23 protein-coding genes are annotated in these 21,057 nt (G+C 71.0%); 17 read left to right on the top strand and 6 right to left on the bottom strand.

Annotation, left to right across the window (positions count from 1 at the left end; translation table 11 throughout):
- Positions 1-5: 5 nt before the first annotated feature.
- Positions 6-599, bottom strand: a complete 594-nt coding sequence (gene epsC, locus ABME01_RS05755; RefSeq protein ID WP_353827414.1) for a serine O-acetyltransferase EpsC — start codon at positions 597-599, stop codon at positions 6-8.
- Positions 600-629: 30 nt separating this feature from the next.
- Positions 630-1,565 carry a cysteine synthase A gene (gene cysK, locus ABME01_RS05760; RefSeq protein ID WP_353827415.1) on the bottom strand — a complete coding sequence of 312 codons (936 nt, stop codon included), beginning with the start codon at positions 1,563-1,565 and terminating at the stop codon, positions 630-632.
- A gap of 92 nt (positions 1,566-1,657) precedes the next feature.
- On the opposite strand from cysK, the gene prmC reads away from it, so the two are divergent.
- From prmC to ABME01_RS05830, 14 genes are all read left to right on the top strand, one after another.
- A complete protein-coding gene (gene prmC, locus ABME01_RS05765) occupies positions 1,658-2,542 on the top strand; it encodes a peptide chain release factor N(5)-glutamine methyltransferase (RefSeq protein ID WP_436407400.1) in 885 nt (294 codons plus the stop codon).
- 101 nt (positions 2,543-2,643) lie between these two features.
- A complete protein-coding gene (locus ABME01_RS05770; protein WP_353827416.1) occupies positions 2,644-3,483 on the top strand; it encodes an L-threonylcarbamoyladenylate synthase in 840 nt (279 codons plus the stop codon).
- Complete coding sequence (locus ABME01_RS05775; RefSeq protein WP_353827417.1) at positions 3,480-4,757, top strand: MraY family glycosyltransferase; 1,278 nt, start codon at positions 3,480-3,482, stop codon at positions 4,755-4,757. The genes ABME01_RS05770 and ABME01_RS05775 overlap by 4 nt, the downstream gene beginning before the upstream one ends.
- Positions 4,754-5,233 carry a Cg1360 family ATP-synthase-associated protein gene (locus tag ABME01_RS05780; RefSeq protein ID WP_353827418.1) on the top strand — a complete coding sequence of 160 codons (480 nt, stop codon included), beginning with the start codon at positions 4,754-4,756 and terminating at the stop codon, positions 5,231-5,233. Before ABME01_RS05775 ends, ABME01_RS05780 begins: the two co-directional genes overlap by 4 nt.
- 333 nt (positions 5,234-5,566) lie before the next feature.
- Positions 5,567-6,364: a F0F1 ATP synthase subunit A gene (atpB, locus tag ABME01_RS05785; protein WP_353827419.1), complete on the top strand. Its 798-nt coding sequence runs from the start codon at positions 5,567-5,569 to the stop codon at positions 6,362-6,364.
- A 46-nt stretch (positions 6,365-6,410) separates the two neighbouring features.
- Positions 6,411-6,644 carry an ATP synthase F0 subunit C gene (gene atpE, locus ABME01_RS05790; protein ID WP_344375125.1) on the top strand — a complete coding sequence of 78 codons (234 nt, stop codon included), beginning with the start codon at positions 6,411-6,413 and terminating at the stop codon, positions 6,642-6,644.
- Between the two features lie 28 nt (positions 6,645-6,672).
- The gene (locus ABME01_RS05795; protein WP_353827420.1) at positions 6,673-7,239 is read left to right on the top strand and encodes a F0F1 ATP synthase subunit B; all 567 of its coding nucleotides are present in this window, start codon (positions 6,673-6,675) and stop codon (positions 7,237-7,239) included.
- A gap of 3 nt (positions 7,240-7,242) precedes the next feature.
- Positions 7,243-8,034 carry a F0F1 ATP synthase subunit delta gene (locus ABME01_RS05800; RefSeq protein WP_353827421.1) on the top strand — a complete coding sequence of 264 codons (792 nt, stop codon included), beginning with the start codon at positions 7,243-7,245 and terminating at the stop codon, positions 8,032-8,034.
- Positions 8,035-8,129: 95 nt separating this feature from the next.
- Positions 8,130-9,767: a F0F1 ATP synthase subunit alpha gene (gene atpA, locus ABME01_RS05805; protein ID WP_353827422.1), complete on the top strand. Its 1,638-nt coding sequence runs from the start codon at positions 8,130-8,132 to the stop codon at positions 9,765-9,767.
- Positions 9,768-9,857: 90 nt separating this feature from the next.
- Positions 9,858-10,772, top strand: a complete 915-nt coding sequence (locus tag ABME01_RS05810; RefSeq protein ID WP_353827423.1) for a F0F1 ATP synthase subunit gamma — start codon at positions 9,858-9,860, stop codon at positions 10,770-10,772.
- 27 nt (positions 10,773-10,799) lie between these two features.
- On the top strand, positions 10,800-12,257 hold the full coding sequence (atpD, locus tag ABME01_RS05815) for a F0F1 ATP synthase subunit beta (RefSeq protein WP_353827424.1): 1,458 nt from the start codon (positions 10,800-10,802) through the stop codon (positions 12,255-12,257).
- Positions 12,258-12,259: 2 nt separating this feature from the next.
- Positions 12,260-12,520 (top strand): F0F1 ATP synthase subunit epsilon, encoded by a 261-nt coding sequence (locus ABME01_RS05820; RefSeq protein WP_353827425.1) that lies wholly within the window; start codon positions 12,260-12,262, stop codon positions 12,518-12,520.
- A gap of 10 nt (positions 12,521-12,530) precedes the next feature.
- Positions 12,531-13,103 (top strand): P-loop nucleotide/nucleoside kinase family protein, encoded by a 573-nt coding sequence (locus tag ABME01_RS05825; protein WP_353827426.1) that lies wholly within the window; start codon positions 12,531-12,533, stop codon positions 13,101-13,103.
- On the top strand, positions 13,103-13,861 hold the full coding sequence (locus ABME01_RS05830; protein ID WP_353827427.1) for a YaaA family protein: 759 nt from the start codon (positions 13,103-13,105) through the stop codon (positions 13,859-13,861). Before ABME01_RS05825 ends, ABME01_RS05830 begins: the two co-directional genes overlap by 1 nt.
- 30 nt (positions 13,862-13,891) lie before the next feature.
- On the opposite strand, the gene ABME01_RS05835 is transcribed toward ABME01_RS05830, so the two are convergent.
- Together ABME01_RS05835 and ABME01_RS05840 are read right to left on the bottom strand one after the other, a co-directional pair.
- Positions 13,892-14,494 carry a DNA-3-methyladenine glycosylase I gene (locus ABME01_RS05835; protein ID WP_353827428.1) on the bottom strand — a complete coding sequence of 201 codons (603 nt, stop codon included), beginning with the start codon at positions 14,492-14,494 and terminating at the stop codon, positions 13,892-13,894.
- The gene (locus ABME01_RS05840; RefSeq protein WP_353827429.1) at positions 14,491-14,982 is read right to left on the bottom strand and encodes a methylated-DNA--[protein]-cysteine S-methyltransferase; all 492 of its coding nucleotides are present in this window, start codon (positions 14,980-14,982) and stop codon (positions 14,491-14,493) included. The genes ABME01_RS05835 and ABME01_RS05840 overlap by 4 nt, the downstream gene beginning before the upstream one ends.
- A 201-nt stretch (positions 14,983-15,183) precedes the next feature.
- Here ABME01_RS05840 and ABME01_RS05845 point away from each other — a divergent pair, with 201 nt between their 5' ends.
- On the top strand, positions 15,184-16,257 hold the full coding sequence (locus ABME01_RS05845) for a DUF4192 domain-containing protein (RefSeq protein WP_353827430.1): 1,074 nt from the start codon (positions 15,184-15,186) through the stop codon (positions 16,255-16,257).
- Between the two features lie 80 nt (positions 16,258-16,337).
- Here ABME01_RS05845 and ABME01_RS05850 read toward each other — a convergent pair whose 3' ends face one another.
- A complete protein-coding gene (locus ABME01_RS05850; protein ID WP_353827431.1) occupies positions 16,338-17,753 on the bottom strand; it encodes an aspartate aminotransferase family protein in 1,416 nt (471 codons plus the stop codon).
- A 28-nt stretch (positions 17,754-17,781) separates the two neighbouring features.
- The gene (locus tag ABME01_RS05855; RefSeq protein ID WP_353827432.1) at positions 17,782-18,264 is read right to left on the bottom strand and encodes an Lrp/AsnC family transcriptional regulator; all 483 of its coding nucleotides are present in this window, start codon (positions 18,262-18,264) and stop codon (positions 17,782-17,784) included.
- Positions 18,265-18,468: 204 nt separating this feature from the next.
- Here ABME01_RS05855 and ABME01_RS05860 point away from each other — a divergent pair, with 204 nt between their 5' ends.
- Positions 18,469-19,899, top strand: coding sequence for an aminobutyraldehyde dehydrogenase (locus ABME01_RS05860; RefSeq protein WP_353827433.1), 1,431 nt, complete (start codon positions 18,469-18,471; stop codon positions 19,897-19,899).
- 26 nt (positions 19,900-19,925) lie between these two features.
- Positions 19,926-21,056, top strand: coding sequence for an FHA domain-containing protein (locus ABME01_RS05865; protein WP_353827434.1), 1,131 nt, complete (start codon positions 19,926-19,928; stop codon positions 21,054-21,056).
- Position 21,057 lies beyond the last annotated feature (1 nt).

The raw sequence follows: 21,057 nt of genomic DNA on the forward strand, positions 1-21,057 counted from the left end.
CGCCGTCAGATGTGGAAGTCGACGCGCCAGTCGTGCATGCCGCGCGCGGCGTCCGCCGTGGCGGGGGAGAGGGGCCTGGCCACGGCCGGGATGCCCACGAGCAGCGAGTTCGGCGGTGCCCCGCGGGTCACCACGGCGTTCGCGCCGATCGCGCTGCCCGCGCCGATCTCGATGTCGCCCAGCACCTTCGCACCGGCGCCGACCGTGACGCGATCGCCGAGCGTCGGATGGCGCTTCGCCCCGCGAGGGGCGCCGCGCGGGGCCTTCCCGCCGAGCGTGACCCCGTGGTACAGCATGACGTCGTCGCCGACGATCGCCGTCTCGCCGATGACGATGCCCATGCCGTGATCGATGAAGAACCTGCGGCCGATGGTCGCGCCCGGATGGATCTCGATTCCCGTCAGGAAGCGGACGAACTGCGAGAGCAGGCGCGCCGGAAGGCGGAGCACCGGCACCTGCCACATCCGGTTCGCGAGGCGGTGCGCCCAGATCGCATGCAGCCCGGAGTACGCGAGGACGATCTCGATGCGGTTCCGCGCCGCGGGGTCGTGGGAGCGGGCGGTCGCGATGTCTTCCCTGAGGCGGCCGAGGATTCCCACCCGTCCAGTCAACCAGATCGCGCGGGGCGACTAGTCCAGCAGACCCTCGTAGAGCACCGTCGACAGGTAGCGCTCGCCGTAGCTGGCCACGATCACCACGATGGTCTTGCCCGCGTTCTCCGGGCGCAGTGCGAGCTCGCGCGCGGCCTGCACGGTCGCACCGGAGGAGATCCCACCGAGGATGCCCTCCTCGACGCCCAGGCGACGCGCCATGGCCACGGCCTGGTCGATGTTCACGTCGACGATCTCGTCGTAGACCTCGCGGTCGAGGATCGCCGGGACGAAGTTGGCGCCGATGCCCTGGATCTTGTGCGGTCCGGGCTGGCCGCCGTTGAGGATGGGCGACTCGAGCGGCTCGACGCCGACGACCTGCACCTCGGGCTTGCGCTCCTTGAGGACCTGGCCGACGCCCGAGATCGTGCCCCCGGTGCCGATGCCCGAGACGAAGACGTCCACGCCGCCGTCGGTGTCGTCCCAGACCTCCTCGGCCGTGGTGCGGCGGTGGATGTCGACGTTCGCCTGGTTCTCGAACTGGCGGGCCAGGACGGCGCCCGGCGTCTCGGCCGCGATCTGCTCCGCACGCGCGACGGCGCCCTTCATGCCCTCGGCGCCCGGCGTGAGGACGAGCTCGGCGCCGTAGGCGCGCAGCAGGGCGCGCCGCTCCTTGCTCATGGTCTCCGGCATCGCGATGACCACGCGGTACCCGCGGGCCGCGCCGATCATCGCGAGGGCGATGCCGGTGTTGCCGCTGGTGCCCTCGACGATCGTGCCGCCGGGCTGGAGTTCCCCCGATGCCTCCGCGGCGTCGACGATGCCGATGCCCAGGCGGTCCTTGACGCTGGCCGATGGGTTGTAGAACTCGAGCTTGGCGAGGACGGTGGCGCCGGCGCCGTCCGTCACCCGGTTCAGCTTCACGAGGGGGGTCTTCCCGAAGACGTCGGTGATGTTCTCGTAGACCTGGGCCATGATCTCGTTCCCTCTCGTGACGGCGGCGTCGTGTGCCGGGGACCAGCATACGGAGGGCGCCGACCCGCCGGGAGTGGGTTACATTCCATTGCGTGAATGCGACGACCGAGGAGCCCGCGGCCCGACCCCTGCGCGACGCCCGCGACGCCGCCGTGCGCGCGCTCTCCGCGGCCGGGGTGCCCGACCCCGAGGTCGACGCCGACCTCCTGCTCGGTCACGTGCTCGGGCTCTCACGGGGCGGCGTGCACGCGCGCCTCGTGATCGGCGACGAACTGGCGCCGTCGGCCGCCGGAGCGCTCGACGCGCTCGTCGAACGCCGCGCGCGTCGCGAGCCGCTCCAGCACCTCACCGGCCGTGCGGCGTTCCGCTCGCTCGAGCTCGCCGTGGGGCCGGGCGTGTTCGTGCCGCGGCCCGAGACCGAACTGCTCGCCCAGCTCGCGATCGACGCGTTGCGGGCGGCGGCCGAGCCGGAGCCGATCGGGCTCGACCTCGGCTCGGGAAGCGGGGCGATCGCCCTGTCGATGGCCACCGAGGTGCCGCATGCCCGCGTCTGGGCCGTCGAGAACTCGCCCGAGGCCTTCCCGTGGACCCGGCGCAACGTCGACGAGGTCGGCGCGCCGAACCTCGAGCTGGTGTTCGGCGACCTCGCGGAGGCGCTGCCGGAACTCGACGGCCGCGTCGCGGTGGTCGCGTCGAACCCGCCCTACATCCCGGACGACGCGCTCCCTCGCGACCCCGAGGTGCGCCTCCACGACCCCGGGCACGCGCTCTACGGCGGTCCGGACGGGCTGGACGTGGTGCGGATCCTCTCGCGGCGCGCGCTCCGGCTCGTCCATCGCGGCGGCGCCCTGATGATCGAGCACGGCGAGTCGCAGTCCGCCGGCGTCGCCGCGATCCTCGAGGGCGACGGATGGCACGGGGTGGCCCACCACCGCGACCTGACCGGTCGCGACCGGGTGACCACGGCGCATCGCTGACGTCCGGTGGGGGCGCCGACGACGTTCGGGGAGGCGTCCCTCGCGCCGCACGCCGCGGCGCCCAGCGACGGCGGCGCGCCGACGTCTAGAATCGAGCGGTCATGACACTCATCCACGACTGCTCGGTCGAGTCCGAGCTCCTCGCCGGCATGCGCCTGGCGCGTCGCGCCATCGGCAGCGGCGAGCTGGTCGTCATCCCCACCGACACCGTCTACGGCGTCGCGGCCGACGCGTTCAGCCCCGCCGCCGTGCAGCGACTGCTCGAGGCCAAGGGGCGCGAGCGGACCTCGCCCCCGCCCGTGCTCGTGCCCGGCATCCCGACGCTGGACGCGCTCGCGGTCGAGGTTCCCGACGCGGTGCGTCGGCTCGTCGCGGCGTTCTGGCCCGGCGGGCTCACGGTGATCCTGCGCGCGCAGCCGTCGCTGCAGTGGGACCTCGGCGAGACCCGAGGCACGGTCGCGCTGCGCATGCCCGACCAGCGGATCGCGCTCGAGCTCCTGTCCGAGACCGGCCCGCTCGCGGTCTCGTCGGCGAACCTGTCCGGCATGCCATCGGCGACGACGGCCGGCGCCGCGGCCGAGATGCTCGGCGACGCGGTCTCGGTGTACCTCGACGGCGGCCCCGCGGGCACGTCCTACGAGGCGATCGGGGAGCGACCGGGCGACACCTCCTCGACGATCGTCGACGCCACGGGGCTCGGCGCCGACGGGTCGGGCCTGCTCCGGATCGTTCGCGCGGGCGTGATCTCGCGCGAGCGGATCGCCGAGGTGGTGGGCGAGGAACTCCTGGCGGACGACTCGGCGGACGAGGCGACCGAGCCGGACGCCGCGGCCGAGTCCCCGGCGGAGGTCGACGTCACGGCTGAGTCCCCGGCGGAGGCCGACGCCGAGGAGCTCGCTGCGGGCCCGACCGCGGAACGGACGGATCCCGCTCCGTCATGACCCTGTTCGTCGCCCTCGCCCTCGTCACGGCGATCGTCACGTTCGCCGGATCGCTCGCGGTCTGGAAGCTCAGCCTCAGGTACCGCCTCTACCCGAAGATCCGCGAACGCGACGTGCACACGCGACCCACGCCTCGACTCGGCGGGATCGCGATGTTCATCGGCATCCTCGTCGCCTTCGCGGCGGCGGCGTGGATCTCCTCGCTCGGCATCGACCGCTTCGCCAACCTGCAGATCGTCTTCAAGGACCCGTTCCAGGTGCTCGCGATCCTGCTCGCGGCCGGCCTCATCGTCGCGATCGGCGTCGCCGACGATGTCTGGGAGCTCGACTGGCTGACCAAGCTGGCGGGGCAGTTCATCGCGGCGGGCGTGATCGCGTGGCAGGGCGTCTCGATCGTGTCCCTGCCGATCGGCGGACCCGATGGCGGCATCACCGTCGGCTCGAGCTGGATGAGTGCGGCGGTGACGGTGTTCACCATCGTGCTCGTGATGAACGCCATCAACTTCATCGACGGGCTCGACGGCCTCGTCGCGGGCGTCGCGCTCATCTCCAGCGGGGTGTTCTTCCTCTACTCGTACCTGCTCGTGCAGCAGACCTCGCCGACGAACTACTTCAACCTCGCCTCGCTGCTGGCGGTGGTCGTGGTGGGTGCCTGCCTGGGCTTCCTGCCGCTGAACTGGCACCCCGCGAAGCTGTTCATGGGCGACGCCGGCGCGCTGCTGGTGGGCCTGCTCATGGCCACGTCGGCCATCGCGGTGACCGGCCAGGTGGACCCGTCGCAGCTCGGCACCGACGAGCTGTTCCCGGCGTTCATCCCGATCATCATCCCGTTCGCGGTGCTCCTGATCCCGCTGCTCGACTTCGGCCTGGCCGTGGTCCGACGCCTGCGCGCGGGCAAGTCGCCCTTCGCCGCCGACCGGAAGCACCTCCACCACCGCCTGCTCGACATGGGCCATTCGCACCTGCACGCGGTCCTCATCTTCTACGGGTGGACGGCGGTCGCCTCCTTCGGCTGCCTGCTCGCGTTCGTGCTGCCCGTGTACTTCGAGGTCGGGTCGGGCTGGGCCTTCGCCTTCATCGGCGTGGGCTTCGTCGCCCTCGCCGCCGTCACGCTCGCCCCCCTCGGCCGTCGCAAGCGCCAGACGGTCGCGGCGGAGGCCGAGGCCGCGTCGGCCGGCGACGCGTCCTTCCCCGGCCTGGACGAGCTCGCCGCCATGCCCACGCCCGCCGCCGAACGCCCGGTCACGGGCGACGACCACCCAGGAGCCCGATGACTTCCGCACCGCGCGACCCCGCCGACCGCACGCCCACCTCCAACCCCGTCCTCCGGCGCGCGCTGCTGTGGGGCGTGCTCATCGCCGCCGCGATCGCGATCGTGGGCGGGGCCATCGGGTTCGCCGTGTCCGGCACGGCCGGGCTCCTCGGCGCGCTCATCGGCACGCTCATGTCGATGGTCTTCATGGGCATCACCGGAGCGAGCATCCTGCTCGCCAATCGCTTCGCCGGGTCCGACGTCTTCGTCGGGGCGTTCTTCGGCATCGTCCTCGGCGGCTGGCTGCTGAAGTTCGTCGTCTTCATCGTGCTGGTCGTGCTGCTGCGCGGCGCGGACTGGCTCGACCCGGTCGTGCTGTTCCTCTCCATCGTCGCCGGGGTCATCGGATCGCTCGTCGTCGACGTGCTCGTCGTCGCGCGCTCGCGCCTCCCGTACGCCAGCGACGCCGAGCTTCCCCCGGCGCCGACCGACGACTGACGACCCGCGCTTGGACACGACGGACGCCGCCCGCGACGCGGGCGGCGTCCATCGTGTCCGCCCATCGTGCGCGGACGATGCCCTCCGCTCCGGGGGCCGAGGACCGCGCGCCGCGCGGCCCCGAAACCATGCGGTCAGCGGCATGCTGCCCGGTCCGCGCCGAGTTCTACAGCGTGTAGCGATTCGGCGGAGCGCCGATCTCTTGCTACAGTAGGGGCGATCCCCCACGGTTCCGCCCTGCTCCGGCACGGGTGCCGAACCGTTTCCATGTTCGTCGACGCGAGAGCTCCGCTCCACGCCCCGAAACAGGAGATAGCGCTGCTAGCTAACGCTGTGAACCTGCTGGTTCCGACTGAAACCAATGATGGTGAATTCCACGGGCCGTCGATCGAGGAGTTCTTCCCCGGCGGCCTCCTGTTCGAGGGCACGCCCTTCGAGATCACCCGCATCACGCTGGTGCAGTTCATCGCGGTCGCCGCGCTGCTGCTGGTGTTCTGGGCCGGCACGCGCCGAATGCGCGTCGTCCCGGGCCGCTTCCAGAGCCTCGTCGAGATGGGTCTCGACCTCGTCCGCGTGAACGTCGCCGACGACCTGCTCGGCAAGAAGGACGGCAAGCGGTTCCTGCCGATCCTCACCACGATCTTCTTCATGGTGCTGTTCATGAACATCACGGGCATCATCCCGTTCCTGAACATCGCCGGCACCTCGGTCATCGGCGTGCCCCTCGTGCTCGCGATCGTGTCGTACGTCACGTTCATCTACGCGGGCATCAAGGCGAGCCCGAAGAACTTCTTCAAGAACTCGCTGTTCCCCTCGGGCGTGCCGCTCCCGGTCTACCTGATCGTCACGCCGATCGAGCTCATCTCGACGTTCATCATCCGCCCCGTCACCCTGACGCTGCGACTGCTGATGAACATGATCGTCGGCCACCTGCTGCTCGTGCTGTTCTTCGCGGCGACGCAGTTCTTCGTCTTCCAGCTCGGCGGCTGGTACACCCTCCTCGGCGCCGGATCGCTGGCCTTCGGCCTCGCGTTCACGATCTTCGAGATCCTCGTCGCCGTCCTGCAGGCCTACGTCTTCACCCTCCTCACCGCGGTCTACATCCAGCTCGCGGTGGCGGAGGAGCACTGAGCCAGGGCATCCGCCCGTAGGAACCCCAAGAAAGGAAACCCATAACGTGGACGCAACCACCGTTCTCGCTGAGATCAACGGCAACATCGCGACGGTCGGCTATGGCCTCGCCGCCATCGGCCCGGCCATCGGCGTGGGCATCGTCGTCGGCAAGACCATCGAGGGCGTGGCCCGCCAGCCCGAGCTCGCCGGCCGCCTCCAGGTCCTGATGTGGATCGGTATCGCCTTCACCGAGGCGCTCGCCTTCATCGGTATCGCCACCGGCTTCATCTTCGTCTGATCGCCCCGTCCAACTTCAGGAGGCCAACGTGCTTCACGCAGTGCTGAGAGCTGCAACCGAGGGCGAGGCGGCGACCAACCCGGTGATCCCGGCCTGGTACGACATCATCTGGTCGTCGGTCTGCTTCGTCATCATCCTCGTGTTCTTCTGGCGCTACGCCCTGCCGCGCATGCAGCAGCTGCTGGATGAGCGCGCCGAGGCCATCGAGGGCAACATCGCCAAGGCCGACGAGGCCCAGCGCAAGGCCGAGGCGGCGCTCGAGGAGTACACCGCCCAGCTCGCCGACGCGCGGGCCGAGGCCGGTCGCATCCGCGAGGGCGCCCGCGAGGACGGCAAGAAGATCGTCGCCGAGGCGAAGGATCAGGCGTCGGCCGAGGCCTCGCGCATCAGCGCGAGCGCGCAGGCGCAGATCGAGGCCGAGCGCCAGTCGGCGCTCGTGTCGCTGCGCTCCGAGGTCGGCACCATCGCGATCGACCTCGCGTCGGGCGTGGTCGGGGAGACGCTCTCCGACGACGCGAAGGCGAAGGCCGTCGTCGACCGCTTCCTCGCCGACCTCGAGGCGTCCGAGCAGGCCGCCGCAGGAGGGAAGAAGTAGTCCATGGGCAGCGCTACGAGAGAGGCCCTGGCCGGCACGCGAGCCGAGCTCGCGGCGCTCGGCCGGGCCGAGCTCCCGGTGGCCGGCGACCTCCTCGCCGCGACCCGGGTGATCGCGGTCACGCCGCAGCTGCGGACGGCCCTCACCGACAACGAGGCCGACGCGGCCCAGAAGGCCGAGCTCGTCGAGCGGGTCTTCGGCGGCAGGATCGCCCCCGCCGCGGCGAAGCTCCTGGTGAGCGCCGCCGCGCAGCGATGGTCGAGCCAGGCCGACTTCCTCGACGGCGTCGAGGAGCTCGGCTTCCGCGTCGCGGCCGAGGCCGCGGGTGACGCGGAGGTCGACGGCGAGCTGTACGCGTTCCAGCGCACGGTCGCGTCGGACGCTGAACTCGAGCTCGCGCTCGGTTCGAAGCTCGGCTCGGTCGAGGCGAAGGTCGCCCTGGTCGATCGGCTGCTCGCCCCGGTGGCGTCGCCGGCGACCACGCTGATCGTTCGGCACCTCGTGCAGTCGCCGCGCGGCCGCCGCACCGGTGAGATGCTCCGCGGCGCCGCCGCGATCGTCGCCGACCAGCGCGGGTTCGACGTGGCCACGGTCACGTCGGCGGTGGCACTCAGCGACGACCAGATCACCCGTCTCGAGCGCACGCTCGGGGCCCGGGCCGGCCGCCGCGTCCGCTTCGACGCCATCGTGGACCCCGACGTCCTCGGTGGGGTTCGGGTGCAGATCGGCGACGACGTCATCGACGGCAGCGTCGCCAGCCGCCTCAGCGACCTGAGGCAGAAGCTTGCCGGCTGACGCCGGACGACAACGACCGGCGTCCTGCGCCGCGACACATCAGTAGCTGTACAAGCGGTACAGACAGGGCCTCGCCCTCAGAAAAGGAAATGGCAATGGCAGAACTCTCCATCAGCCCCGACGAGATCCGTTCGGCTCTCTCGGAGTTCGCCCGGGACTACGAGCCGGGCGCGGCGCAGAAGACCGAGGTCGGGTACGTCACCGACGCGGCCGACGGCATCGCCCATGTCGAGGGCCTGCCCTCGGTCATGGCGAACGAGCTCGTCAAGTTCGCGGACGGCACGCTCGGCCTCGCCCTGAACCTCGATGAGGACGAGATCGGTGTCGTCGTGCTCGGCGAGTTCACCGGCATCGAGGAGGGCATGGAGGTGACCCGCACGGGCGAGGTGCTCTCGGTGCCCGTCGGCGAGGGCTACCTCGGCCGCGTCGTCGACCCGCTCGGCGCCCCGATCGACGGCCTCGGCGACATCGAGACCGACGGCCGCCGCGCCCTCGAGCTCCAGGCCCCCGGCGTCATGCAGCGCAAGTCGGTGCACGAGCCGCTGCAGACCGGCATCAAGGCCATCGACGCGATGATCCCGGTCGGCCGCGGCCAGCGCCAGCTCATCATCGGCGACCGCCAGACCGGCAAGACCGCGATCGCGATCGACACGATCATCAACCAGAAGGCCAACTGGGAGTCGGGCGACCCGACCAAGCAGGTCCGCTGCATCTACGTCGCGATCGGCCAGAAGGGCTCGACCATCGCCTCGGTGAAGGGCGCCCTCGAGGATGCCGGTGCGATGGAGTACACGACGATCGTCGCCGCGCCCGCGTCCGACCCCGCCGGCTTCAAGTACCTCGCGCCCTACACCGGCTCGGCCATCGGCCAGCACTGGATGTACGACGGCAAGCACGTCCTGATCATCTTCGACGACCTGTCGAAGCAGGCCGAGGCCTACCGCGCGGTGTCGCTGCTGCTGCGTCGTCCGCCGGGCCGCGAGGCGTACCCCGGTGACGTGTTCTACCTGCACTCGCGGCTCCTCGAGCGCTGCGCGAAGCTGTCGGACGAGCTCGGTGCGGGCTCGATGACCGGCCTGCCGATCATCGAGACGAAGGCCAACGACGTGTCGGCCTACATCCCGACCAACGTGATCTCGATCACCGACGGCCAGATCTTCCTCCAGTCCGACCTGTTCAACTCGAACCAGCGCCCCGCGGTCGACGTCGGCATCTCGGTCTCCCGAGTCGGCGGCGACGCCCAGGTCAAGTCGATCAAGAAGGTCTCCGGAACGCTCAAGCTCGAGCTCGCCCAGTACCGTTCGCTCGAGGCGTTCGCGATGTTCGCCTCCGACCTCGACGCGGCCAGCCGCCGTCAGCTCGAGCGCGGCGCACGCCTGACCGAGCTGCTCAAGCAGCCGCAGTACTCGCCGTACCCCGTCGAGGAGCAGGTCGTCTCGATCTGGGCCGGCACGAACGGCAAGCTGGACGAGGTCCCGGTCGAGGACATCCTGCGCTTCGAGCGCGAACTGCTCGACTACCTCGGTCGCAACACGTCGGTGCTCTCGGACCTCCGCGAGACCAACGTGCTCTCCGACGAGACCGTCGAGACCCTCGAGACCGAGGTCGACAAGTTCAAGCTCGAGTTCCAGACCGGCGAGGGCAAGTCGCTCGCCTCGGTCGGCTCCGAGAAGTTCGAGGCGATCGACGAGGAAGAGGTCGGCCAGGAGCAGATCGTCAAGGGTCGTCGCTAGTCGCTTTCCCAGTGCCCGAGGCTCTCGGGTCGGGCCGGACACGGTCGCACCGGGAGCCTCGGGAACAGGAAGCCAGGACACAGGAGAAACATGGGAGCGCAGCTTCGGGTCTACCGCCAGAAGATCAGGTCGGCGCAGACGACCAAGAAGATCACGCGAGCGATGGAGCTCATCTCCGCCTCGCGGATCCAGAAGGCGCAGGCGCGCGTCGCCGCGTCGACGCCGTACTCCAACGCCATCACGCGCGCCGTCTCGGCGGTGGCGAGCTACTCGAACGTCTCGCACGTGCTCACCACCGAGCCCGAGCGCGTCGACCGCGCCGCGATCGTGATCTTCACCTCCGACCGCGGCCTCGCGGGTGCGTTCAACTCGCAGGTCCTGCGTGAGTCGGAGGAGCTCGCCGAGCTGCTGCGCAGCCAGGGCAAGGAGGTCGTGTACTTCCTCATCGGCCGCAAGTCGGTGGGGTACTTCAGCTTCCGTCGTCGTGACTTCGAGCGGAGCTGGATCGGCGGAACCGACAACCCCGAGTTCGAGACCGCCAAGGAGGTCGCCGACGCCGTGCTGGAGGCGTTCCTCCGCGACAGCGCCGACGGCGGCGTGGACGAGATCCACATCGTCTACAACCGCTTCGTGAGCCGGATCACCCAGGTGCCCGTCGTCACGCGCCTGCTGCCGCTCGAAGTGGTCGAAGCCGAGGCCGACGCCGAGCCGTCGCCCTCGGGCAAGGCCGAGGTGTTCCCGCTCTACGAGTTCGAGCCGGATGCCGAGACCGTCCTCGACGGGCTCCTCCCCGTCTACATCGAGAGCCGGATCTTCAACGCCATGCTGCAGTCGGCCGCCGCAAAGCACGCGGCCACGCAGAAGGCCATGAAGTCGGCGACCGACAACGCCGACAAGCTCATCACGGACTACACGCGCCTGGCCAACGAGGCCCGCCAGTCCGAGATCACGCAGCAGATCGCAGAAATCGTGGGTGGAGCGGACGCGCTCTCCTCCTCCAAGTAGCCCGCATTCATCCAGAAGGAAGACAACATGACTGACACCGCAACCGCGCCGGTCCAGGACGAGACGGGTACCGTCGGCCGCATCGCGCGCGTGACCGGCCCCGTCGTCGACATCGAGTTCCCGCACGACTCGATCCCCGACATCTACAACGCGCTGAAGACCACGATCACCCTCGGCGAGGAGACGTCGGAGCTGACGCTCGAGGTCGCCCAGCACCTGGGTGACGACGTCGTCCGCGCCATCGCGCTGAAGCCGACCGACGGACTCGTCCGCGGCCAGGAGGTGCACGACACCGGCGCCCCGATCTCGGTGCCCGTCGGCGACGTGACCAAGGGCAAGGTCTTCAACGTGATCGGCGACGTGCTGAACGCCGAGCCCGGCGAGACCGTCGAGATCACCGAGCGGTGGCCCATCCACCGCAAGCCGCCGAGCTTCGACCAGCTCGAGTCGAAGACGCAGCTCTTCGAGACCGGCATCAAGGTCATCGACCTGCTCACCCCGTACGTGCAGGGTGGGAAGATCGGCCTCTTCGGTGGTGCGGGCGTCGGCAAGACGGTCCTCATCCAGGAGATGATCCAGCGCGTCGCCCAGGACCACGGCGGCGTCTCGGTGTTCGCCGGCGTCGGCGAGCGCACGCGTGAGGGCAACGACCTCATCCACGAGATGGAGGAGGCGGGCGTCTTCGACAAGACCGCCCTCGTCTTCGGCCAGATGGACGAGCCGCCGGGGACGCGTCTTCGCGTCGCCCTCTCGGCACTGACCATGGCCGAGTACTTCCGCGACGTGCAGAAGCAGGACGTGCTGCTGTTCATCGACAACATCTTCCGCTTCACGCAGGCGGGTTCCGAGGTGTCGACGCTGCTCGGCCGCATGCCCTCCGCGGTGGGCTACCAGCCGAACCTCGCCGACGAGATGGGCATCCTGCAGGAGCGCATCACCTCGACGCGCGGTCACTCGATCACCTCGCTGCAGGCGATCTACGTCCCCGCCGACGACTACACCGACCCGGCGCCGGCGACGACCTTCGCGCACCTCGACGCGACGACCGAGCTGTCGCGCGAGATCGCGTCGAAGGGCCTCTACCCGGCGGTCGACCCGCTGACCTCGACCTCGCGCATCCTCGACCCGCGCTACCTGGGCGAGGACCACTACCGCGTGGCGACCACGGTCAAGCAGATCCTCCAGAAGAACAAGGAGCTGCAGGAGATCATCGCCATCCTCGGTGTTGACGAGCTCTCGGAGGAGGACAAGATCACGGTGTCGCGTGCGCGCCGGATCCAGCAGTTCCTCTCGCAGAACACGTACATGGCGAAGAAGTTCACGGGCGTCGAGGGTTCGACCGTCCCGCTGAAGGACACCATCGAGTCGTTCGACGCGATCGCCCGGGGTGACTTCGACCACGTCGCGGAGCAGGCCTTCTTCAACGTCGGTCCGATCTCGGACGTCGAGGAGAAGTGGGCGAAGATCCAGAAGGAGAACGGCTGAGCATGGCCGCCCTCAACGTGAGTGTCGTCTCGGCCGACCAGGAGGTCTGGTCGGGCGAGGCGAGCATGGTCGTGGCCCGTACGGTCGAAGGCGAGATCGGCATCCTGCCGGGGCACGAGCCGATGCTCGCGATCCTGGCCGGCGGCGAGGTCCGCGTCACCCTGCCCGGCGGCGAGAAGATCACCGCCGACGCGGAGGACGGCTTCCTCTCGGTGCAGTCGGACGCGGTGCAGGTCGTCGCGTCTCGCGCCGCCCTCGCCTGAGGGACGGCGGATGCAGGGGGAGCAGCCGTTCGACCGCCAGTTCGGTGACCTGAGCGTCACCCAGCTCATCGTCATGGCCGGGTTGCCGGGCGCGGGCAAGTCGACGATCGGGGAGATCGTCGGCGCCCGCCTCGGCGCCACGGTCGTGTCGGTCGACCCGATCGAGTCGGCCATCCTGCGCGCCGGGATCGCGGCGGATCAGCCGACCGGCCTGGCCGCCTACCTCGTGGCCGAGCAGATCGCCGAGAAGGAACTCGCGTCCGGCCGCACGGTGATCGTCGACGCCGTGAACGCGGCGGAGTCGGCGCGGCTGCAGTGGCGCGACCTGGCGGAGCGGACCGATGTCCGCCTCCGGGTGATCGAAGTCGTCTGCTCGGATGCGTCGGTCCACCGGGAGCGACTCGAGAAGCGCGAGCGGAAGCTGCCGCACCTCGATGAGACGACGTGGCGCGCGGTCGAGCAGAGCCTCGACGGGTACGCGCCGTGGAACGGGCCCTCGGCCGCGCTGCCGCGCGTGACCATCGACAGCGTCGAGCCGCTCGGCATGAACGTCGACGCCGCACTCGAGTTCATCTCCGCATAGTGCTCGTCATCCTCCCGCCCTCCGAGACCAAGCGCGACGGAGGCGAGGCCCCGCCGATCGGGCTCGCGTCGCTCGCGTTCCCGGCCCTGCGCGACGCCCGCGAGACGGCGCTGGCCGCCGTCGGCGACCTCGCGGCGGACGGCGAGGCGATGATGCGCGCGCTGAAGCTCGGCCCACGGCAGGCGGGCGAGGTGGAGCGCAATCGCATGCTCCGGCGCGCGCCGACCATGCCCGCCATGGATCGCTACACCGGCGTGCTCTACGACGCCCTCGATGCGCCGTCGCTCGGCGACGACGCCCGCGCCTACGGCGCCGAGCACGTGGTGGTGCACTCCGCGCTCCTGGGCCTCGTCGGCGCGGGGGACCGGATCCCCGCCTACCGGCTCTCGCACGATTCGCGGCTGCCGGGCATCCGGCTGAAGGCCCTGTGGCGAGAGCCGATCCGCAGCGTGCTCGGGGCGTACGACGGACTCGTCATCGACCTGCGCTCCGAGGGGTACGTGGAACTGGGGCCGGCGCCGGACCGGGACGACTCGGTCTACCTCAGGGTGGTGTCGATCGACGACGGGGGTCGACGACGGGCGCTGAACCACTTCAACAAGCGCGCGAAGGGACTCTTCACGCGAGCGTTGGTCGAGTCGCGCCCGGTGCTCGAGACCCGTGCCGACCTGCTCGACTGGGCAGGCGGCGCGGGCTTCCGGCTCGAGGCGGGCACGACGCGGACGTCGGCTCCCGACGAGCTCGAACTCGTCGCCTGACCACCGACGTCCGTTCCGGTCGTCGAGGGCTCATGCCTCGGGCGGGGCTCCCGCGGTCGCCGACCGATGGCAGCCGGCCACATGGTCGTCGACCATGCCCATCGCCTGCATCAACGCGTACATCGTGGTCGGACCCACGAACCGGAACCCGAGTGCACGGAGCCGTCGGCTGAGCTCGGCCGACTCCGGCGTCACGGCGGGAACCTCTGCGAACGATGCCGGGGGCGCCGGGCGCGGCGGCGGTGCGAACCCCCACAGCACGCGGTCCAGGGGCTCGTCGAGCGCGAGTACGGCGCGGGCGTTCGAGATGGTCGCCTCGATCTTCCCGCGGTGGCGGATGATGCGCGCGTCGGCGAGGAGTCGCTCCACGTCGGCGTCGCCCATCTCGGCGACACGGGCCGGATCGAAGCCGTGGAACACCTCGCGGAATGCGGGCCGGCGCCGAAGGATGGTGATCCACGAGAGACCGGCCTGGAACCCCTCGAGGCACAGCTTCTCGAACAACCGGGTCGGATCGTGCTGCGGGCGGCCCCACTCCTCGTCGTGGTAGCGCCGGTACTCCGGATCGTACGCGCCCCACGCGCACCGCGCGAGCCCGTCGTCGCCGACGACGACGTCGAGACCACCGCTCACGCGGCGAACCCGATCCGCTCGTGTGCCAGCAGCCAGAGCTTGGTGGGCACGCCCTCGCCGCCGGAGTACCCGGTGACCCGACCGTCGGCGCCGAGCACCCGATGGCAGCCGATGATGATGGGCACGGGGTTCGCGCCGACGGCGCCGCCGATGGCGCGGGCCGACCCGGGTCGGCCGACCGCGCCCGCGAGCCCACCGTAGGAGATCGCCTCGCCCCAGCCGAGTCGCTGCAGCTCGGCCCACACGGCGCGCTGGAACGGGGTGCCGACCAGGCGCACCGGAAGGTCGAATCCGGTGCGTCGGCCCTCGAAGTACTCCTCGACCTGACGCCGCGCGGTCGCGAGCAGCGGTGAGGGGCGCTCGTCGAGCCCGTCGTGCGGGAGCGCGCCGTCGCGCTCGATCGCGAGGGAGACGATCTCGGCGTCGTCGGCGACGATCTCGATGCGGCCGATGGGACTCGCGAACCGGGTGAGGGAAGGGCTGGTCATGCTTCGAGGATAGGCGGGCCGACCGTCGGCGACTGGCGGGAATCAGACACCGCGCGGCGACCGCGGGGACTGGATCGCGGTGGAGGACGGCTCGGCCTCGCACCGTTCCACCTCTCCTCACCATCGACGGGGATCACCCGTCGTCACCCACCGCCACCGCCGCCGCGTCCGCAGGTGCAGACCGCCGCGAGACTCGTCGCCATGACGACGACCATCCGCGCCGACGCGGCGCACGACTTCCTCGCCCTCGTCCCGCACCTGCTCGGCTATCACCCGAAGCGCTCGCTGGTCTGCGTCGCGTTCGCCGGCAATCGCAGCATCGGCGCACTGCGCCACGACCTCCCGCCCGGGGAGCGCGCGGAGTCGGTCGCGGTATCGGTGCTCGGAATGGTGTGCCGGGTGGCGCGCGTCGACGGCGTCGTTCCGGTGGTCTACGCCGACGCCCCGTCGGGCGACGTGCACGCCGCGCACGGGCCCCTGCTCGCGGCCGTGGTCCGCAGGGCCGAGGAAGCCGGCTTCGAGGTGCGCGACGCGCTCTGGGTCGCGGCGGACGGCTGGGGCTCGCTCTTCGACGACGCGGTGCCGCCCGGTGGGCGGCGTCTGGAGCTCATCCGGGACAGCCCCGCGGCACGGGCCGCGGAGCGCGAGGGCGATGCGATGCTCGCGGAGAGCGCTGCGCACCTCGTCCGGGTTCCCGCGCCCGACCCCTCGCGCGCCCGGGCGATGGCCGAGGCGCTCGGTGCGGTGGACGAGGCCGCAGACCCGCACGAGCTCGCGGAACGGATCTCGTCCGGCGTCGGCGAGCCCGCCGTCGACGAGCTCGCCCGGTTCCTGCTCCTCGCCGAGCATCCGCCGATCCGCGATGCGCTGATGCTGCAGGTCGCCTTCGGTCGCGGCGTCGGCGAGTCCGCGCTCGCGGCGTCCGGCGGCGGCGCGCTCGACGAGGGCCTCGCTGACCTGCTCCTTGGGCGGACGAGCATCGGGCCGGACGTCGATCGGGTGCGGGCATGCCTCGCGTCGATCGTCCCGGCGATCGGCGACGCGCCGCAGGGTCGCCGAAGCGGGGCGCTCTGCATCGCCGGCTGGCTCGCCTGGACGCTCGGTCGGGGCTCGGCCGCGGGCGAACTGGTCACCCTCGCGCTCGACGAGACCCCCGGGCACACGATGGCCGGCCTGCTGCAGCGATTCCTCGGTACCGGCGCGTTGCCGGCCTGGGCCTTCGGGGCGCCGTCCGCGTCATCGACGGCGGAGCGCTCGCGGGCGCCCGGGCCGTGAGGCACGGAACGCCCGGGCCGTCGGGCCCGGGCGTTCCGTGCGGCGCGACGCCTCGCCGAGCGATCGCGCCGCCTCCGCGGTCAGAGCCGGGCCGCCGCCTCGGTGAGCACCCCGCGCAGGATCTGCTCGATCTCCCGGAACTCGGCCGGACCGATCGTCAGCGGCGGTGCCAGCTGGATCACGGGGTCGCCGCGGTCGTCGGCGCGGCAGTAGAGCCCCGCGTCGAACAGCGCCTTCGACAGGAAGCCGCGGAGCAGGCGCTCCGACTCGTCGTCGTCGAAGGTCTCGCGGGTGGCCTTGTCCTTCACGAGCTCGATGCCGAAGAAGTAGCCGTCACCGCGCACGTCGCCCACGATGGGGATGTCGAGGAGCTTCTCGAGCTCGGCGCGGAACAGCGGGGAGTTCTCGCGAACCCGCTCGTTGAGCTTCTCCTCCTCGAAGATGTCGAGGTTCTCGAGCGCGACCGCCGCCGAGACGGGGTGCCCGCCGAACGTGTAGCCGTGGTAGAAGCTCGTCGTGCCGGACTTGAACGGCTCGTAGATCTTCTCGGAGACGATCGTGGCGCCGATGGGGGAGTACCCCGACGTCATGGCCTTCGCGCACGTGATCATGTCCGGGACGTACCCGTAGGCGTCGCACGCGAACATGGTCCCGACCCGGCCGAAGGCCGCGATGACCTCGTCGGAGACCATCAGCACGTCGTACTTGTCGCAGATCTCGCGTACGCGCTGGAAGTAGCCGGGGGGCGGCGGGAAGCAGCCGCCCGAGTTCTGGATCGGCTCGAGGAACACGGCGGCGACCGTCTCGGGGCCCTCGAACAGGATCATCTCCTCGATCCGGTCCGCCGCCCAGCGGCCGAACGTCTCGATGTCGTCCGTGGGTCCGCCCATCTCCGCGGCGCGGTAGAAGTTCGTGTTCGGCACCCGGAAGCCGCCGGGCGTGATCGGCTCGAACATCTGCTTCATCGCGGGGATGCCCGTGATCGCCAGGGCGCCCTGCGGCGTGCCGTGGTAGGCGACCGCGCGCGAGATGACCTTGTGCTTGGTCGGCATCCCGCGGAGCTTCCAGTAGTACTTGGCGAGCTTGAACGCGGTCTCGACGGCTTCGCCACCGCCGGTCGAGAAGAAGACGCGGTTGAGGTCGGCCGGCGCGTAGTCGGCCAGCCGGTCGGCGAGCTCGATCGCCGCGGGGTGCGCGTACGACCAGATGGGGAAGAAGGCCAGCTCCTCGGCCTGCTTCGCGGCGACCTCGGCGAGCCGGCGGCGCCCGTGGCCCGCGTTCACGACGAACAGGCCGGACAGGCCGTCGAAGTACCTGCGCCCCTGCGCGTCGAACACGTGGTGGCCCTCGCCGCGCGTGATGATGGGCACCCCGTGCTCCTCCAGCACCGACTGGCGGGCGAAGTGCATCCAGAGGTGGTCCTTCGCCTTCTGCTGCAGCGCGGCGTCGTCGAAACCGGCGGAACCGAGGCGCGGCGCTGCGTCGAGGGTGGTCATCGGGGATCTCCTTCCGGGCGGCCCGCGCTCAGCGGGTGCCCCAGTTGTAGAACTGCTTCTGCAGCTTCAGGTAGACGAACGTCTCGGTCGACTGCACGCCCTCGAGGTCGCGGATGCGCGAGCTCAGCAGCGTGATCAGCTGGTCGTCGTTCTCGCAGACGACCTCGGCGAGGATGTCGAAGCTCCCGGCCGTGAGGACCACGTAGTCGATCTCGGGGATCTCGGCGAGGGACTCGGCGAGCGCCCTCGTGTCGCCGACGGCCCGGATGCCGATCATCGCCTGCCGCGTGAACCCCAGCTGCATGGGGTCGGTCACGGCGACGATCTGCATGACCCCGGCCTCGGTCAGCCGCTGCACCCGCTGGCGCACGGCCGCCTCGCTGAGGCCGACCGCCTTGCCGATGTCGGCGTACGAGCGTCGGCCGTCGGCCTGCAGCTGCTCGATGATCGCCTTCGAGACGTCGTCGAGCTGCACCGGCCGGTGGCCGTTCGATCGGGAGCCGTTCGTCATGCGTTCGATCATGACAGTGCAATGTGCGATTCACAAGCGATTCCGTTGAACTTCGGGCCGAACGCCTACTGATTCCATCGTTCGGCACCTTCCCATTCATCGCCGCCTGTGCGAGCATGGTCGGCACCTGCGCCCGCCCACGGCCGGTCCCGCCCGGACGCCCGGCGATGGCGCTCGGCCCACCATCCACGACGGAGGAACCCCGTGACCGAACTCCTGCGCAACTTCATCGACGGCGACTACGTCGACGCACGCGGCGAGGAGGCCGCGGACCTGATCGACCCCGCGACGGAGGAGGTGTACGCCCGCGCACCGATCTCGGACGCGGCCGACATCGACACCGCCTACGCCGCGGCGGGGCGTGCGTTCGAGACCTGGGGCGAGACCACGCCCGCCGAGCGCCAGCTCGCGCTCTTCCGCATCGCCGACGCCATGGAGCAGCGCGCGGAGGAGTTCGCCGACCTCGAGTCCCAGGACACCGGCAAGCCCCGCGCCTCCCTGGTCGAGGACGAGATCCTGCAGTCGGTCGACCAGCTGCGGTTCTTCGGCGGTGCGGCGCGCAACCTCGAGGGCCGGGCCGCCGCCGAGTACCTGGCGGGCCACACCTCCTACGTCCGGCGCGAGCCGATCGGCGTGATCGGGCAGGTCGCGCCGTGGAACTACCCGCTGAACATGGCCGTGTGGAAGATCGCTCCCGCGATCGCCGCGGGCAACACGGTCGTGCTGAAGCCCTCCGACACGACCCCCCTCGCGACCCTCAAGCTCGCCGAGGTGGCCGCCGAGTTCCTCCCTGCCGGCGTGCTGAACGTCGTCACGGGCGATCGGAGCACGGGGGCGTCGCTGCTGCAGCACCCCACGCCCGAGATGGTGGCCATCACGGGCTCCGTCCGCGCCGGGATGGAGGTCGCGCGAGCCGCGGCCACCGACCTGAAGCGCGTGCACCTCGAGCTCGGGGGCAAGGCCCCCGCGATCGTCTTCGACGACGTCGACCTCGAGGCCGCCGCCGACGGCATCGTCGCGGCCGCGTACTTCAACGCCGGCCAGGACTGCACCGCCGCGACCCGCGTGCTCGTGCACGACTCGGTGCACGACGACCTCGTCGCGATCCTCGCCGAGCGGGCGCGGACCAACGCGCGCACCGGTGCCCCGCGCGAGGACGGCGTGTTCTACGGTCCGCTGAACAACCCGGCCCAGCTCGCGAACGTCTCCGGCGTCATCGACCGGCTGCCGGACCACGCCGAGATCGCGGCGGGCGGCCGCCGCCAGGGCGACCGCGGCTACTTCTGGGAGGCGACGATCGTCACCGGCCTGCGGCAGGACGACGAGGCGGTGCAGCGCGAGATCTTCGGACCGGTCCTGACCGTGCAGCCGTTCCGGGAGGAGCGGGACGCGATCGCGATGGCGAACGGCGTCGACTACGCGCTGGCGGCCTCGGTCTGGACCCGCGACCATGCCCGGGCGATGCGCTTCGCCAAGCACCTCGACTTCGGATGCGTCTGGATCAACACGCACATCCCGTTCGTCTCCGACATGCCGCACGGCGGATTCAAGCACTCCGGGTACGGCAAGGACCTCTCGCAGTACGGCTTCGAGGACTACACGCGACTCAAGCACGTGATGAGTCACCTCGGCTGATCCCGTCCGGTGCCAGACTGGACCGCATGGTCGATGGGGCGGTGCGCCGCCGGGACGAGCCCGGCACCGGCGAATGGGATGTCGTGGTCGGCGCCCGCTTCATCGCGGCGGTCGCCGCGCCGGCGCACGATCGGGTGCTGACCGCGCTCGCCGAGGCGGCCGCGATCGACGACCTCGAGCTCGAGTCGCTCGTCTCCCGGATCCCCATGGGAGCCGGCGGCGTCGAGCACCTCGGGCTCGTCTGGTGGCCGCCCGGCGACGGACCCCTCACGGCGATCGTCCGCGGCGGCGCCGTCATCGACCTCGCCTCGCCCGGCGGGGCCCGACGACTCGACTCGCGAGGCATCCGTCCGTGGCACCTCGCCGAGTTCGCCGCGGTGACGCGGCTGCGCATCGCGGGTCCGGAGTCCCCGCTCGAAGCCGTTCGACAGGCCGGGCTGCGCGGGACCGCCGTCTCCGGCGGGCGCGCCGCGTTCCGCGCCTCCGCCGTCGAATGGTCGTGGCGCGACGTGCCGCCGGGCACGGGAGGCGGGACCGTGTCCGACGACACGGCACTCATTCGGCGCCCGTCGAGGTCGTCCGCCTCGCATCCGGGACCGACGGTCGGCCTCCCGACGAAGCCGCTCGGCATCGTCGACGACGACACCGTGCGCTACGCCCGCGGGGACGGCGCGGACGCGGACACCGTCCTCACGGCGGCCGTGCGATCACGTCTCGCGACGGCGGACGGGCGCGAGCGGACGCCCGCGCCGGACGACACGCCCGGGAGCACCCGGGATCGCGGAGCCGCCGCGGTCGACTCGATCGGCGCGCCGAGGTACCGCGTCGTCGGCGGACCCGGCGGGGACGTGGCCGTGCCCGTCCTGATCGGACGCAACCCGACGTCGCCGCGCATCGGCGGCGAGGCGGTCTCCCTCGTCCGCGTGGCGTCGCCCGCCGGCGTGGTGTCGGCCACCCACCTCGAGCTCCGGATGGAGGGCAGCCGACTGGTCGCAGCCGATCTGCGCTCGACCAACGGCACGGTCGTGCGCTCCGCCTCCGGTCGCCGTCGCCTGCGCTCCGGGGAGTCGGTGGTGGTCGTTCCGGGCACGAGCCTGGAGTTGGGAGGGGATACGATCGTCGAGATCCTCCCCGCACTCGGGAGCCTCGACGCATGAC

It is taken from the genome of Agromyces litoreus, assembly GCF_040496015.1.
Lineage (GTDB): Bacteria > Actinomycetota > Actinomycetes > Actinomycetales > Microbacteriaceae > Agromyces > Agromyces litoreus.

Coding starts and splice junctions, on each gene's coding strand:
- cysK (WP_353827415.1), bottom strand. CDS start 1,565: ATGGCCCAGGTCTACGAGAACATCACCGACGTCTTCGGGAAGACCCCC.
- ABME01_RS05770 (WP_353827416.1), top strand. CDS start 2,644: ATGACACTCATCCACGACTGCTCGGTCGAGTCCGAGCTCCTCGCCGGC.
- ABME01_RS05775 (WP_353827417.1), top strand. CDS start 3,480: ATGACCCTGTTCGTCGCCCTCGCCCTCGTCACGGCGATCGTCACGTTC.
- ABME01_RS05780 (WP_353827418.1), top strand. CDS start 4,754: ATGACTTCCGCACCGCGCGACCCCGCCGACCGCACGCCCACCTCCAAC.
- ABME01_RS05800 (WP_353827421.1), top strand. CDS start 7,243: ATGGGCAGCGCTACGAGAGAGGCCCTGGCCGGCACGCGAGCCGAGCTC.
- atpA (WP_353827422.1), top strand. CDS start 8,130: ATGGCAGAACTCTCCATCAGCCCCGACGAGATCCGTTCGGCTCTCTCG.
- ABME01_RS05810 (WP_353827423.1), top strand. CDS start 9,858: ATGGGAGCGCAGCTTCGGGTCTACCGCCAGAAGATCAGGTCGGCGCAG.
- atpD (WP_353827424.1), top strand. CDS start 10,800: ATGACTGACACCGCAACCGCGCCGGTCCAGGACGAGACGGGTACCGTC.
- ABME01_RS05820 (WP_353827425.1), top strand. CDS start 12,260: ATGGCCGCCCTCAACGTGAGTGTCGTCTCGGCCGACCAGGAGGTCTGG.
- ABME01_RS05825 (WP_353827426.1), top strand. CDS start 12,531: ATGCAGGGGGAGCAGCCGTTCGACCGCCAGTTCGGTGACCTGAGCGTC.
- ABME01_RS05840 (WP_353827429.1), bottom strand. CDS start 14,982: ATGACCAGCCCTTCCCTCACCCGGTTCGCGAGTCCCATCGGCCGCATC.
- ABME01_RS05845 (WP_353827430.1), top strand. CDS start 15,184: ATGACGACGACCATCCGCGCCGACGCGGCGCACGACTTCCTCGCCCTC.
- ABME01_RS05850 (WP_353827431.1), bottom strand. CDS start 17,753: ATGACCACCCTCGACGCAGCGCCGCGCCTCGGTTCCGCCGGTTTCGAC.
- ABME01_RS05855 (WP_353827432.1), bottom strand. CDS start 18,264: ATGACGAACGGCTCCCGATCGAACGGCCACCGGCCGGTGCAGCTCGAC.
- ABME01_RS05865 (WP_353827434.1), top strand. CDS start 19,926: ATGGTCGATGGGGCGGTGCGCCGCCGGGACGAGCCCGGCACCGGCGAA.